General features: G+C 45.6%; 16 protein-coding genes. 3 read left to right on the top strand and 13 right to left on the bottom strand.

The annotated features are described in order from the left end of the window. Positions 1 to 8: 8 nt before the first annotated feature. The 4 genes from yggU to HRQ85_RS18020 all read right to left on the bottom strand — a co-directional run bounded on the left by yggU (position 9) and on the right by HRQ85_RS18020 (position 2,545). Positions 9 to 299, bottom strand: coding sequence for a DUF167 family protein YggU (gene yggU, locus HRQ85_RS18005; protein ID WP_050621014.1), 291 nt, complete (start codon positions 297 to 299; stop codon positions 9 to 11). Positions 300 to 328: 29 nt separating this feature from the next. Beyond that, positions 329 to 886, bottom strand: a complete 558-nt coding sequence (locus tag HRQ85_RS18010; RefSeq protein WP_017067798.1) for a YggT family protein — start codon at positions 884 to 886, stop codon at positions 329 to 331. Positions 887 to 943: 57 nt separating this feature from the next. After that, positions 944 to 1,762, bottom strand: a complete 819-nt coding sequence (proC, locus tag HRQ85_RS18015) for a pyrroline-5-carboxylate reductase (RefSeq protein WP_172380297.1) — start codon at positions 1,760 to 1,762, stop codon at positions 944 to 946. Between the two features lie 78 nt (positions 1,763 to 1,840). Then, on the bottom strand, positions 1,841 to 2,545 hold the full coding sequence (locus tag HRQ85_RS18020) for a YggS family pyridoxal phosphate-dependent enzyme (protein ID WP_059021997.1): 705 nt from the start codon (positions 2,543 to 2,545) through the stop codon (positions 1,841 to 1,843). Between the two features lie 26 nt (positions 2,546 to 2,571). Between HRQ85_RS18020 and HRQ85_RS18025 the strand changes: the two genes are divergently transcribed. Together HRQ85_RS18025 and HRQ85_RS18030 are read left to right on the top strand one after the other, a co-directional pair. Further along, positions 2,572 to 3,609 carry a type IV pilus twitching motility protein PilT gene (locus HRQ85_RS18025; protein WP_050621012.1) on the top strand — a complete coding sequence of 346 codons (1,038 nt, stop codon included), beginning with the start codon at positions 2,572 to 2,574 and terminating at the stop codon, positions 3,607 to 3,609. Positions 3,610 to 3,623: 14 nt separating this feature from the next. After that, the gene (locus tag HRQ85_RS18030) at positions 3,624 to 4,733 is read left to right on the top strand and encodes a PilT/PilU family type 4a pilus ATPase (RefSeq protein ID WP_172380298.1); all 1,110 of its coding nucleotides are present in this window, start codon (positions 3,624 to 3,626) and stop codon (positions 4,731 to 4,733) included. 66 nt (positions 4,734 to 4,799) lie between these two features. Here the strand turns inward: HRQ85_RS18030 and HRQ85_RS18035 are convergent, their stop codons facing one another. The 9 genes from HRQ85_RS18035 to metK form a co-directional block, all read right to left on the bottom strand. Continuing rightward, positions 4,800 to 4,958 carry a hypothetical protein gene (locus HRQ85_RS18035; protein ID WP_162926813.1) on the bottom strand — a complete coding sequence of 53 codons (159 nt, stop codon included), beginning with the start codon at positions 4,956 to 4,958 and terminating at the stop codon, positions 4,800 to 4,802. A 99-nt stretch (positions 4,959 to 5,057) separates the two neighbouring features. Then, positions 5,058 to 5,480 (bottom strand): Holliday junction resolvase RuvX, encoded by a 423-nt coding sequence (gene ruvX, locus HRQ85_RS18040; RefSeq protein ID WP_017062240.1) that lies wholly within the window; start codon positions 5,478 to 5,480, stop codon positions 5,058 to 5,060. A 60-nt stretch (positions 5,481 to 5,540) separates the two neighbouring features. Continuing rightward, entirely contained in the window at positions 5,541 to 6,104 is a 564-nt protein-coding gene (locus HRQ85_RS18045) for a YqgE/AlgH family protein (protein ID WP_048611435.1), read from the bottom strand. A gap of 104 nt (positions 6,105 to 6,208) precedes the next feature. Beyond that, on the bottom strand, positions 6,209 to 7,159 hold the full coding sequence (gene gshB / locus HRQ85_RS18050; RefSeq protein WP_172380299.1) for a glutathione synthase: 951 nt from the start codon (positions 7,157 to 7,159) through the stop codon (positions 6,209 to 6,211). 9 nt (positions 7,160 to 7,168) lie between these two features. Further along, positions 7,169 to 7,900, bottom strand: a complete 732-nt coding sequence (rsmE, locus tag HRQ85_RS18055) for a 16S rRNA (uracil(1498)-N(3))-methyltransferase (protein ID WP_172380300.1) — start codon at positions 7,898 to 7,900, stop codon at positions 7,169 to 7,171. Positions 7,901 to 8,053: 153 nt separating this feature from the next. Then, positions 8,054 to 8,785 (bottom strand): endonuclease, encoded by a 732-nt coding sequence (locus HRQ85_RS18060; protein WP_017062237.1) that lies wholly within the window; start codon positions 8,783 to 8,785, stop codon positions 8,054 to 8,056. 96 nt (positions 8,786 to 8,881) lie between these two features. Beyond that, the gene (locus HRQ85_RS18065; RefSeq protein WP_172380301.1) at positions 8,882 to 9,382 is read right to left on the bottom strand and encodes a SprT family zinc-dependent metalloprotease; all 501 of its coding nucleotides are present in this window, start codon (positions 9,380 to 9,382) and stop codon (positions 8,882 to 8,884) included. A gap of 80 nt (positions 9,383 to 9,462) precedes the next feature. Further along, positions 9,463 to 10,260 (bottom strand): DUF2189 domain-containing protein, encoded by a 798-nt coding sequence (locus tag HRQ85_RS18070; RefSeq protein ID WP_017069586.1) that lies wholly within the window; start codon positions 10,258 to 10,260, stop codon positions 9,463 to 9,465. 368 nt (positions 10,261 to 10,628) lie between these two features. After that, positions 10,629 to 11,783, bottom strand: a complete 1,155-nt coding sequence (gene metK / locus HRQ85_RS18075) for a methionine adenosyltransferase (RefSeq protein WP_017062234.1) — start codon at positions 11,781 to 11,783, stop codon at positions 10,629 to 10,631. A 356-nt stretch (positions 11,784 to 12,139) separates the two neighbouring features. Between metK and tkt the strand changes: the two genes are divergently transcribed. After that, the gene (gene tkt / locus HRQ85_RS18080) at positions 12,140 to 14,134 is read left to right on the top strand and encodes a transketolase (protein ID WP_172380302.1); all 1,995 of its coding nucleotides are present in this window, start codon (positions 12,140 to 12,142) and stop codon (positions 14,132 to 14,134) included. Positions 14,135 to 14,323 lie beyond the last annotated feature (189 nt).

Genomic DNA, 14,323 nt, shown 5'->3' on the forward strand with positions numbered 1-14,323 from the left:
AAAAGCCATCATAGGATGGCTTTGACTTCAGTTGGTATTTGGCTTGGCGAGCATATTCGAACTTGCTTGTGCCTACCGAGCTCTCCCTTTTCTATCTTAATTTGCCCTTTTGCGACCTTAAACTGTTTCGCAAGGTATTTCGCTAAATGGGCATTAGCTTTGCCATCAACCGGTGGTGCAGTAATGGCAATTTTCAGTTCCTCACCGTGCAAGCCGACAATTTTGTCTCGGCTTGCTTTGGGTTGGATATAGAGCCTAAGAAGAATATCGTCTTCCTCGGCCCAAGCCGCTTTTGGCATCGTCAAAGTACCTGATGTTCGTACTTGAATTATAGCTGATACCAAATAGGACCAATCATGTCGCCCATTAGGAAGTTCGCAAATTGCAGAACAATGAACAGAACCAGTACGCTTAGATCGAAACCACCCATGTCCGGAAGGATACGGCGGATAGGCACTAGCATTGGTTCAGTCAGTTGATGGAATACGTACTCGATTGGACTACGACCTTGGCTTACCCAGCTTAGGATTGCACGGATAAGTAGAACCCAGAAGATCAAGCCACCAGCCGCTTTGAGCAGAGACAGTGCACCAAAGATAAGGAAGCTAATATCGAAAACGGCAGCGCCGCCAGAAATAATCAGGTTTAGAGCAACGAACTTAAGTACACACAGCACGTAAGCAAAAACAACCGTCGCCAGATCAAGGCTGCCGATTGATGGGATAACTCGGCGTAGCGGGGCAACAACTGGTTGTGTCGCTTTTACGATGAATTGTGAGAATGGATTGTAGAAATCTGCACGTGATGCTTGTAGCCAGATACGCAAGATCACAACCATGATGTAAAGATCAAAAACGGTCGAGATCAGAAAGCTCATCGAGTTCATATTGTTTCCTTTTTCGGATTTACTTGCCGCTTAGATATAACCTGAGCGGCAAAATGCTTAAAACAGTTTTTCCATCTCTTCAGCTCTAGCAACCGCTGCTTGCATGGCTTTTGCTACGATGTCTGATAGTTGATGTTCGTTAAACGTGCGTAGTGCTTCTGCGGTCGTGCCGCCTTTTGATGTCACTTGTTCACGCAGTGTTGATAATTCAGTATCTTGGTTTGCTACCACCATCTCTGCCGCGCCTAATGCAGACTGCTGCACTAGCTTGCGAGCGGTTTCTTGGTCAAAACCTTGGTTGATTGCTTCAGCTTGCATCGCTTCCATAAACAGGAAGAAGTAAGCCGGAGCACTGCCCGCCGCCGCAATGATGTTGTTGATTCCAGACTCTTGCTCAACCCAGCTTACTTCACCAACAGCTTGCATCAGCTGAGAAGCAAAGTCTTTATCACCTTGGATGACAGTTGCATCGGCATAAAGACCACTCATCCCTTTACCAAGCAGTGATGGCGTGTTTGGCATCACACGAACAAGGTTCAGTTGGCAGTTTAACATCTCATTGAGTCGATTCGCATTAATACCCGCGGCAATTGAGATAACCAGTTTGTTGCTGAAGTCGATGCTTTGTAAGGGTTTACATACATCGGCCATCATTTGTGGTTTCACCGATAATACAACAACGTCTGCTTGCTCAGCTGCGGCAATATTATCGCTGGTGGTATTGATGCCGTATTCTTGTTCTAACGGCAGCCTTCTGGTTTCTGAAGGTGCTGTCGCAGTAATCTTTTGCGCTGGGTAACCACTCGCAACTAAGCCCGCTACAATTGAGCGAACCATGTTTCCCGCCCCAATAAAGGCGATGTTCTTATGTTCCATATATAAAATCCTGAGCGTGTCGCTGCGCGGATAAGGCGAAGCGGTATCAATACTTGTACTTGTCGTTACTTACTACGGCTATTTCGCGTAATCACGAGCGCCGAAAATAGCCGTTCCAATACGAACCATTGTGCTACCAGCCTCAACTGCTGCATCCATATCACCACTCATCCCCATCGAAAGGGTATCAATGTCTGAATACTTCGCTGCTAACTTGTTTTTAAGCTCTGCCAGTTGAGAAAATGCATTAAGCTGAGATTGATAGTCAGATACGTTTGCAGGAATCGACATCAATCCTCTTAAGGTGAGGTTGGGTAGCGATGAAATCAACTCCGCGAGTGCAAAAACTGTCTCTTCTGAGGTTCCAGACTTGGACTCTTCACCACTGGTGTTTACCTGAATCAACACTTGCAAAGGTGGAAGTTCGCTTGGTCGTTGATCATTAAGCCTTTGTGCGATCTTATCGCGATCGACGGAATGCACCCATTGGAAGCTTTCTGCGATTGGGCGGGTTTTATTGGATTGAATTGGACCAATAAAATGCCACTCTAAATTTAGGTTAGAATGTTGTTCTGAAAAGTGTTTTACTTTATCTACACCTTCTTGAACATAGTTTTCACCAAAGGCAACTTGTCCTCCGAGTGCGGCTTCTAGAATCGCATCAATAGGTTTAGTTTTGCTGACGGCTAAAAGTTGCACGGACTCTGGAGCTCGTCCGCACTTTTGCTCAGCACTACGAATCTGTGAGGTGATTTGTTCGATATTTTGTTGAATACTACTCATAGCTGACTTTACTTAAGGGAAAATAAATGGATATCACTGAGTTACTAGATTTTAGTGTAAAGCATAACGCGTCAGATCTACATCTTTCTGCGGGTGTATCTCCAATGGTACGTATAGATGGTGAAGTAAGGAAGCTTGGAATCCCAGCTTTGAGTCATGCTGATGTGCATCGTTTGGTTTTTGAGATCATGAGCGATTCACAACGCGGTGAGTTTGAAGAAAAATTGGAAGTCGACTTCTCTTTTGAATTACCCAATGTTGGTCGCTTCCGTGTTAATGCGTTTAACCAAGCCCGTGGCTGCTCAGCGGTCTTTCGAACTATCCCTGTCGAAATCCCAACGTTAGAGCAGTTAGGCGCACCTGAAATCTTCGAAAGGATTGCTAACTACGAAAAAGGGTTAGTGCTCGTCACTGGTCCAACTGGCTCTGGTAAATCAACGACTCTTGCGGCGATGGTTGATTACGTAAATCGCAACCACAATAAGCATATTCTGACGATTGAAGACCCGATTGAATTCGTTCACACCAATAATAAATGCCTAGTCAACCAGCGTGAAGTTCACCGTGATACTCACAGTTTTAAAGCGGCACTGCGCAGTGCGCTACGTGAAGACCCAGACGTGATTCTGGTTGGTGAGCTTCGTGACCAAGAGACGATTAGCTTAGCGTTAACGGCTGCAGAAACGGGTCATTTAGTGTTTGGTACTCTGCACACCAGTTCTGCGGCAAAAACTATCGACCGTATTATCGATGTGTTCCCAGGTAGCGATAAAGATATGGTTCGTTCGATGTTGTCTGAATCACTGCGCTCGGTGATAGCCCAGAAGCTGCTAAAGCGTGTTGGTGGTGGTCGTGTGGCGTGTCATGAAATCATGATGGCAACACCTGCGATCAGAAACTTGATTCGTGAAGACAAGGTTGCGCAGATGTACTCGATTATTCAAACGGGCGCAGCGCACGGCATGCAGACCATGGAACAAAATGCGAAGCAGCTGATGGCGCAGGGCTTGGTTGATTCGGAAGAGGTCGAGAAAAAGATCGAAATTGAAACCTCAATGTTTTAATTAAGGTGTACATAATGGAATTGAATCAAATCCTTGAGGGAATGCTTTCTCAAAAGGCATCGGATCTTTATATCACGGTCGATGCGCCAATCCTGTTTCGTGTGGATGGCGAATTACGCCCCCAAGGAGAGAAGCTGAATGCGGCTCAGGTTGCTCAATTACTTGATGCGATGATGGAACAAGACCGACGTGATGAATATCAGCAAACGCGTGAGGCTAATTTTGCGATTGTGCGAGACTTTGGTCGTTTTCGTGTCAGTGCATTCTTTCAGCGAGAGCTACCTGGAGCGGTCATTCGACGTATCGAGACTAACATCCCAACCTTTGAGCAATTAAAACTTCCTGATGTACTACAGGACCTTTCAATTGCTAAGCGCGGACTTGTGCTGGTGGTTGGTGCGACTGGCTCTGGTAAATCAACCTCGATGGCCGCGATGACCGGCTATCGCAACACCAATCGCTCGGGACATATCTTGACGGTTGAAGATCCGATTGAGTTCGTCCACGAACATAAAAAGTGCATCGTAACGCAACGTGAGGTTGGACTCGACACCGAGAGCTATGAAGCTGCGCTTAAGAACTCGCTACGCCAAGCACCAGATATGATTCTGATTGGTGAAATCCGTAGCCGTGAGACCATGGAATACGCGATGACTTTTGCTGAAACTGGTCACTTGTGTATGGCAACCTTGCACGCCAATAACGCTAACCAAGCGTTAGAACGTATTCTCCACTTGGTGCCTAAAGAGCAGAAAGAGCAGTTCTTGTTTGACCTATCGATGAATCTACGTGGTGTCGTCGCTCAGCAACTCATTCGCGATAAGAATGGCAGCGGGCGTCATGGTGTATTCGAGATTCTGCTGAATAGCCCTCGTGTGTCTGACTTGATTCGTCGTGGTGAACTACACGAACTGAAAGCAACCATGGCAAAATCGAAAGAAATTGGTATGCAGACTTTTGACCAAGCTTTGTATGATTTAGTGATAGCAGGCAAGATCAGTGAAGAGGATGCGTTCCACAGTGCGGATTCTGCTAATGACTTACGCTTAATGCTCAAAACCAGACGTGGTGATGACGATTACGGAACTGGGGCGTTGGCTGGTGTTAAAATTGATATGAACTAGACTAGTGCTCGGTATTAGACGTTAATAAAAAACCCGCTCTAAAGCGGGTTTTTTGAGCACAATAAATCAGTGATTGCCAAAGCTGTTGTTGTCGTTCGAGTAGCCACGCTCTTTCTCTAATTTAATTTTAGTTGGGTATTGTTCGCCAGTATAACCCGCTGAACCACCCATTGAACTGCATGCTGAAATGGTTAGAGCGGCGAAGATTGCTAGAAAAATTTTCATGTGAACTCCCACTTACCTAATAATGAATTGCTTCGACATTACGTCGTAATATCATTATAGGATCACAAAGGAGTTTAATCTTTGAGCTCTTAATTTTCGTCAAGAATATTGTGCTTCAAACCAGCTCTCTAAAATGACGACCGCAGACTGGTTATCAACATTGCCTTTGCTTAGCGCTTTATAGCCGCCCATTTCAAAAAGGTCGGCCCTTGCTTCTGTGGTCGATAGTCTTTCATCATGTAGCTCAACATCGACACCAAAACGTCCTTTAAGACGGTTAGCGAACTTCTTCGCTCTTGGTGTGATGGTTGCTAAGTCTTTACCATGAAGGTCGGTAGGAAGGCCGACTACAATCAGGTTCGGCTGCCACTCCTTAATTTGTTTTTCGATATCGTCCCAATTTGGGATGCCATCTTTGGCTTTAAAAGCTTTTAGAGGGCTCGCGGTGCCTGTGATTTCTTGTCCTATCGCACTGCCGATACTTTTTGTACCGTAGTCAAAGGCCATAATTGTTCGTGACATGGGGTTTCCAAATTTATCTGTGTTTGAGAGCGTCTGTATATTTTATTTAGCTGATTTGAGCTAAGCATGACCAGCGTCTGCTGAAAGCTGAGCTGCATTAATGCCTAACATCTGCACGGCGACTTTCCAGCGGTCAGAAATCGGTGTATCGAAGATGACCTTCGGATCGGCTTCAACGGTTAACCATGAGTTCTCGGTCAGTTCGGTTTCCAGTTGTCCTGGTTCCCATCCTGCATACCCAAGTGCGACTAAATAATTCATCGGCTCATCTTCTGTGCCCAATACCATCAAGATATCTTTTGAAGTTGTCACCGAGATTTGATCTGTCATGTTGATGCTGGATTGATAGCTGCCTTTAGGTTTGTGCAAAATAAACCCACGGTCTTCTGCGACCGGTCCACCGTTTAATACTGGCTTATCAAGACTTGCTTGGTTGGATTTCGGCTGCTCAGAATCAACCTCAACTTGTTTAAGCATGCTGCCGACAGTGACATCGATAGGGGCGTTGATCATTAAGCCCATCGCACCTTCGTCGTTGTGCTCACAAAGGTAAATTACCGAATTTTGAAAGTAGGGGTCTTTCATTCCGGGCATAGCAACCAGAAAGTGGTTCGTTAAATTCATAGAGCCTCCTGCCAGTGTGTTCCCAGTAAAGGAAAAAGAGCGGCGTGAAGCCGCTCATTGATTCTGTGCCGTTTGCGAATAGCTAAGGCTTTCTTTAGTTTAGGCTATTTAGCGTTAACGCGACGCTCGATTGCGTCCATTAATTTACCTGTTACCGAAATATCAAAAGCAGCTTCAATTTCACGGATACAAGTGGGGCTAGTCACGTTGATTTCTGTCAGCTTGTCACCGATAACATCAAGTCCGACAAAGATTAAGCCTTTTTCTTTTAGTGAAGGAGCTACTGCACGTGCGATAGCCCAATCTGTTTCACTTAACGGACGAGCCTCACCCGTACCGCCGGCTGCTAGGTTGCCGCGTGTTTCCCCTTTAGCGGGAATACGAGCTAGGCAGTAAGGCATTGGCTCACCGTCAACGACAAGAATACGCTTATCACCATTGCTGATGTCAGGAACAAAAGTCTGTGCCATTGCGTAGTTTTGACCGTGGTTCGTCAGCGTTTCAATGATCACCGATACGTTTGGATCGCCTTCCTTCACGCGGAAGATTGACGCACCACCCATACCATCAAGTGGTTTAAGGATCACATCACCGTGCTTCTCGCGAAATTCTTTAATCTTTTCCGCTTTACGAGTCACGATGGTTGTCGGTGTTAGCTCTGGGAACCAAGCTGTGAACAACTTCTCGTTACAATCACGTAGGCTTTGTGGTTTGTTTACGATCAGGGCGCCGTTCTCTTCAGCACGCTCAAGAATGTAAGTCGCGTAAATGTACTCAGTGTCAAATGGAGGATCTTTACGCATTAATACTGCATCTAAATCAGATAGCGCGATTGTCTGTTCTGACTTGAATTCGTACCAACCGTTTGGATCTTCTTTTAATTCTACAACCTTAGTGTCAGCAATGGCTGCGCCTTGATCTAAGTGTAGATCATCCATTTCCATGTAATGGATTTCGTAACCACGACGTTGAGCTTCAAGCATCATGGCAAAGCTAGAGTCTTTTTTGATGTTAATGGATGAAATTGGATCCATTACGATGCCAAGTTTGATCATTTTTTTCTCCTAGCCTAGATCGCCAAAACGGACTTGTAAGGCAGTAATTGCGGTTAGAGCTGCTGTCTCAGTACGAAGTACACGTGGGCCGAGTAGCGTCTCTTCAAATTTGTATTGTTCTGTCATGCCGATTTCTTCAGCTGACAAGCCACCTTCAGGACCAATCAATAGGCGCACCTTGCTGATAGGTTCTGGAAGGGTGTTAATTGAGTACTTTGCACGAGGGTGTAGGTTTAGTTTTAGTGCTTCGCTTGGTTCGCTGCACCACTCTTCAAGCTGCATAATTGGGCGAATGACTGGAACCGTATTGCGGCCACACTGTTCACACGCCGCGATAGCAATCTTTTGCCACTGTGCGAGTTTTTTCTCGAAGCGTTTTGTATCAAGCTTAACGCCACAGCGCTCTGAAATTAGAGGGGTAATGGTGTTCACACCAAGCTCAACCGATTTCTGAATCGTGAACTCCATTTTGTCGCCACGTGAAATCACTTGGCCTAAATGTAAGTCTAACGGAGATTCGCTGCTGCGCTCGATGCGTTCAGAAACATTAACGGTGACATTTTTCTTTGATACTTCGGCTATCGTCGCAGGGAATTCAGCGCCACTGCCATCAAATAGAAGAACATCTTGGCCTTCTTTCATGCGAAGGACACGACCAACATGACCCGCGGCATCTTCGCCTAAAGCGAGTGAACCTAACTGATTAATGCGTTCTGGGTGATGGATACGAGGGATTCTCATGCTGGTAAACCTATAAATATGTTCATTTGGGTGTTTTGTCTCTGCCTAACATGGATGCTTTTAGTTGAAAAAACAAGGGTAGAGCAAGAGTTTCAGGGGCAATTCTGAAACTCTTGTTTGAGATAGTAAGGAATGTTGATTGTGCGAGCGAGCTTATTTACAAGCAGGGTAAACAAATGGGTTGTGATTACCTTGGATGGCATAGATTCGCTCATCACGAGTACATTCCCACTTGTCGACAGGAAATTGCTTGTTCCACGCCATCATCAGGTTGGTTTGTTGTTTAGATAGCTTGAAACCATATTCTTGGCTCATGTAAAGATAGGTACGCGCGATAGAGCCTTTTGCTCTGTCTGGCGGCATAACTTTACGCTGCTTGAAGTTGACCTGCATTTCACACTGGCCATAGCTCACGCCATCCATGCCATTCCACTGACTGAAATTGTAGTTGGAGCGATCACCGTTTACTTCACCAATGGCAGGTGTCAGGTTGTGAAGATCGGCTTCCATGGACTTGAATACTTTGTCATTACGAGTGCAATTCTTGCGCCCGCCATCTTGCCAGCACTGACGCTGGTGGCCAAATTGCCAAGCTGGAACCACGTGTTCCCACTCAATTCGACTCGCCCGCTTTTGTTGTTTTCGGACTTGATAACCACAGCCATCAAGGTCAGGAATGCCTTTCTTTTTGTCCTTCCATGTAATGTCACAGCCACAATAAAATGAAGTCGGGTGGTCGAGATAAATCTTCACCGCTTCTCTTTTTGCTTTGGAAAATGAGCTCGGTGGTGCGGCGAGAACGCTTTGGGTTACCAGTAGGCCAAATACTATTGTTAAGTAAAAAGACACAGGTAGGCCAAATGCTTTGAAGGTGAGTTTTTGCATAGAAAAAGACTGATAAAAGTATGATAAACATCAGTCTAGCACTCAAATGTTAGATCTCTCTATTAGATTTGTTCTACCTAGTAAATCAACCTGTCACTAGCTTAGTTGAGTTCCCGTGAAAGCTAAGGTTTGCTGGCACAATTGGCAGCGGTAGGTCGATTGATTCCGAAGTACTTTGTTGTGTCGTCTGATTGATAATGGATAAGTGGTGCACTCACATCGATATTCAAAGGTTTTCCCTTGAACTGACGCGATTTCAAAGCTGTGAGTTGTTCTTGCTGTCACGTTGAATACTTTTTCCATCACGTATTTCCACTCGTTTCCGTGAGGCCTAACACGTCCGAAAACCTGATGCGTGATCAGGTGTGCGAGTTCATGCGGCACAACCTCGTTGATGAATGCGTCTTCATTTTCAGAGAATAGTACGTGGTTGAGCTTAATTTCGTTGAGCTGAAGGTAGGCCTTTCCTGCCGCTTTACCTCTTAACTTGAAGGTGATAATTGGGTGTGGAAATTCACGAGAGAAATGTTGATTTGCGATAGCTAGGCACTCGGCCAATTTCTTATTTGCTCGATGTTGTTGCGGGGTGTAAGACAAACGTTGTTAACTCCAAATAAAAGGCCTCAGCGTTTAAGCTAAGGCCTCATCATAACATTGCTCGTTAATATGGCGATTATTTATAGATGGTGATTCTTCTTAATTATCTCGTGATAAGCATGCCATGTACCATAGCCAAGCAGCGGCATGGTGACGATCATACCAATGCCGTAGGTAGCAAACCCCACCAGAATACCGGCACAAATAATACTCGCCCATACCACCATCGCAGGGATGTTCGATTTAACGGCATTAAAGCTAGTGAAAATCGCACTCATCACATCAACGCGTCTCTCCATCATCAGTGGAATTGAAAATGCTGAGATGCTAAATATAAGGCTTGCGATAACAAAACCAATCACAGAGCCTGTGATTAAGAAGGGCGCAAATTCAGCCAGTGGTGCGCCTTGCACCGAAGGGTAGAGTGCGTGCAATAACGCAGCGATACGCATCCAGAATATCATCGCAACCATCAATACTATCGCAAAGGCCCACTGGTGTGTGGAGTTGCGAGTGATGGCTTTCATCGAGTGCAGTAGGCTTGCGTTGTGTCCTTTTTCTCTTTCCCAAGCCGCGTCATACAAGCCCAGAGCAAGAAACGGCCCTATTAGCATATACACGATCAGGCTTGGCATCACGACCAAGTGTGTTCCTTGCCATTGGACAAGTTGAACAATGGCGATTGCCGCTCCCATAAAGCACAAACCGTAGAATGCGCTGATTAATGGCATTCTTACTAAGTCATGCAGAGCAAGCGACAACCAATGAAAGGGTGCGGAAATACTGATTTGGTTGCAAGGAATGGTGCGAGCGTAATCCTTATCGCTGACCTTGTGTTTTTTATCGTTCAGTTCGGATGGGTGCGCGGTACGAGGCATAGATCCCCCTAGTTAAATAACGTCCTAGTTATAATTCCATAAGGCTCATCGGTGTGGCTTGTGTGAGAGTTATGGTGTTGAGCTAAATTGCTCTTTGTCATCCCAGTTTTTGTTCTAGCGTGCATTTAACGAGCGTTATCAGACTGAATTAATTTAAGTTAAATGTGAGCTTGATCGCTTAGGAGTTACCTTAACTATTGTCAGTAGTGTTAGAAAACACAAATTATCAGTGGTTTTTTATACTAAGTGGTTAACGGTAAAGAAGGGTATTAGAGAAGGGGATGGCGAGTGAAAGTTCGGTAAGTACATAAAAATAAAGCCCTTACTAAGAAGTAAGGGCTTTAAAGAAACGAATCGCAGTGGCTAAATTATTTTAGGCCAGCGAAGTCCGCAAGGATTGCTGCTTTGTCAGTCGCTTCCCAAGGGAACTCTTCACGACCGAAGTGGCCGTATGCAGCAGTCTGCTTGTAGATAGGCTGAAGAAGGTTCAGCATCTCTTGAAGACCGTATGGACGTAGGTCGAAGTTTTGACGAACTGCTTCGATGATGATTTCGTGAGCTACTTTTTCAGTACCAAACGTTTCAACCATGATAGATGTTGGATCAGCAACACCGATAGCGTAAGACAGTTGAATCTCACAACGGTCAGCCATGCCAGCAGCAACGATGTTTTTCGCAACGTAACGAGCCGCGTAAGCTGCAGAACGGTCAACTTTTGATGGATCTTTACCTGAGAATGCGCCGCCACCGTGACGAGCTGCGCCGCCGTAGGTATCAACGATGATCTTACGACCTGTTAGACCACAGTCACCCATTGGGCCACCGATTACGAAACGGCCTGTTGGGTTGATGAAGAAGTTAGTGTCTTTGTTGATCCACTCAGCAGGAAGTACTGGCTTGATGATCTCTTCCATTACTGCTTCACGTAGGTCAGGTGTTGTTACTGAATCGCAGTGTTGAGTCGAAAGAACAACAGCGTCGATACCAACGATCTTACCTTGGTCGTATTGGAACGTAACTTGAGATTTCGCATCTGGGCGAAGGAAGTCAAGTTTACCGCTCTTACGTACTTCAGCTTGCTTCTTAACAAGAAGGTGAGAGTAAGTAATTGGAGCTGGCATTAGGATAGGAGTTTCGTTAGTCGCGTAACCAAACATGATGCCTTGGTCGCCTGCGCCTTGCTCTTTAGGGTCTTCTTTATCAACACCTTGGTTGATGTCTGGAGACTGCTTACCAATTGTGTTTAGAACAGCACAAGAGTCAGCGTCAAAGCCCATATCAGAATGAACGTAACCAATTTCACGTACTGTTTCACGAGTGATTTCTTCGATATCAACCCATGCAGACGTTGTTACTTCACCGCCAACCATAACCATGCCGGTTTTAACGTAAGTCTCACAAGCAACACGTGCTTTTGGATCTTGTTCCAAGATGGCATCAAGAACAGCATCAGAGATTTGGTCTGCAATTTTATCTGGATGGCCTTCTGAAACAGATTCAGAAGTGAATAGGTGCTTAGCCATGAGAGCTCCACTTTTAGTTTTTGGTGTAAATAGTTTATGGCGTCGCAAGCTAGGAAGCGCCGCCATTAAATACAGTATATTTTGTAGGTGTTTCTACATCTAGACGGCTATTCTAAATTCCAGCGGTCGAATTACAAGCTCTTTTTTATGATATGTCATAACTAATCGTTTGCGTATTGATTGGGATAAGCCACTGCCAAGTGATGTAAATGTTCGAAAATTGCGAAAAATGACCGTTAAAATGCCAGTAAAACGTTTGCAGTCGCAATAGTCGTTTGAGAGAATACCCGCGCTAATAAAAATGAAAACTTTAGCAATTATCTCTTTTTAAATCGCTTATGTACTCAGGAGCAGACATGCCTTCTCGTAAAGATCTAGCCAATGCAATCCGCGCACTTAGCATGGACGGTGTTCAACAAGCAAATTCAGGCCACCCAGGCGCACCTATGGGTATGGCTGACATCGCTGAAGTTCTTTGGCGTGGCCACTTGAACCACAACCCAGCAAACCCAGAGTGGGCTGACCGCGACCGTTTTATCTTGTCTAACGGCCATGGTTCAATGTTGATTTACTCTCTGCTTCACCTTGCAGGTTACGAGCTTTCAATTGAAGACCTGAAAAACTTCCGTCAACTGCACTCTAAGACTCCAGGTCACCCAGAGTACGGTTACGCTCCTGGTATCGAGACAACGACTGGTCCTCTAGGTCAAGGCATCACGAACGCTGTTGGTATGGCAATGGCTGAGAAAGCGCTTGCTGCTCAGTTCAACAAAGAAGGCCACGACATCGTAGACCACTACACTTATGCATTCATGGGTGATGGCTGTCTGATGGAAGGTATCTCTCACGAAGCATGTTCGCTAGCAGGTACGCTTGGTCTTGGTAAGCTGGTTGCTTTCTGGGATGACAACGGTATCTCTATCGATGGTGAAGTTGAAGGTTGGTTCTCTGACGATACACCTAAGCGTTTTGAAGCTTACGGCTGGCATGTAATCCCAGCGGTAGATGGTCACGACTCTGACGCTATCAACGCAGCAATTGAAGCGGCTAAAGCGGACCCTCGCCCTACACTTATCTGTACTAAAACTATCATCGGTTTTGGTTCTCCAAACAAAGCAGGTACGCACGACTGTCACGGTGCTCCACTAGGTGCTGATGAAATCACAGCAACTAAAGCGGCACTGGGTTGGGAACACGGTCCTTTTGAAATCCCTGCGGATATTGCAGCTGAGTGGAATGCAAAAGAAGCAGGCGCAGCGAAAGAAGCAGCGTGGAATGCTAAGTTTGACGCATACGCAGCGGCTTACCCTGAGCTAGCAGCAGAATTCAAACGTCGTACTAACGGCGAACTTCCAGCTGAGTGGGAAGAGAAAGCAAACGCAATCATTGCTGATCTTCAAGCTAACCCAGCAAACATCGCATCACGTAAAGCATCTCAAAACGCACTAGAAGCGTTTGGTCAAATGCTTCCAGAATTCATGGGCGGCTCTGCTGACCTTGCGCCTTCTAACCTAACTATGTGGTCTGGTTCTAAGTCTCTTGAAGCAACTGACTTCTCTGGTAACTACATCCACTACGGTGTACGTGAATTCGGTATGACGGCTATCATGAACGGTATCGCTCTGCACGGTGGTTTCGTACCATACGGCGCAACGTTCCTAATGTTCATGGAATACGCTCGTAATGCAATGCGTATGGCTGCTCTGATGAAAGTTCAGAACATCCAAGTTTACACGCATGACTCTATCGGCCTAGGCGAAGATGGTCCTACTCACCAACCGGTTGAGCAGATCGCTTCTCTACGTCTGACTCCAAACATGAGCACATGGCGCCCATGTGACCAAGTTGAATCAGCAGTTGCTTGGAAACTGGCTATTGAGCGTAAAGATGGTCCTTCATCTTTAATCTTCTCTCGTCAAAACCTTGCACAACAAGATCGTGACGCTGAGCAAGTAGCTAACATCGCTAAGGGTGGTTACATCCTGAAAGATTGTGCTGGTAAGCCAGAGCTAATCATCATTGCAACGGGTTCTGAAGTTGAGCTTGCAGTTGAAGCTGCTGCACAACTAACCGCTGAAGGTAAAGCAGTACGCGTAGTATCTATGCCTGCAACTGACGCGTTCGACAAGCAAGATGCTGAATACCGTGAGTCTGTACTTCCATCTGATGTAACTGCACGTATCGCAGTAGAAGCTGGCATCGCTGACTTCTGGTACAAGTACGTTGGTTTCGGTGGCAAGATTATCGGTATGACAACGTTCGGCGAATCTGCACCAGCAGGCGAACTATTCAAGATGTTCGGTTTCACTACTGAAAACGTAGTAAACACAGCGAAAGAGCTTCTTGCTTAATCATTGATTGCTAGCTTAGTGCTAACAATGAAATGAATAAAAAAACCGAGCACTGAGCTCGGTTTTTTGTCTCTGGGATTTGTTTCTCCTAGACTCATCTCTATAAGCAACAGATCAATCTGTCATGAACAAGCTGAGTTATTCAAGTAATGCCTTTTGGGTAGGATTCAGTTATCATCTGTTGCACGA

This window comes from Vibrio sp. Vb339 (assembly GCF_902751245.1).
GTDB lineage: Bacteria > Pseudomonadota > Gammaproteobacteria > Enterobacterales > Vibrionaceae > Vibrio > Vibrio coralliirubri.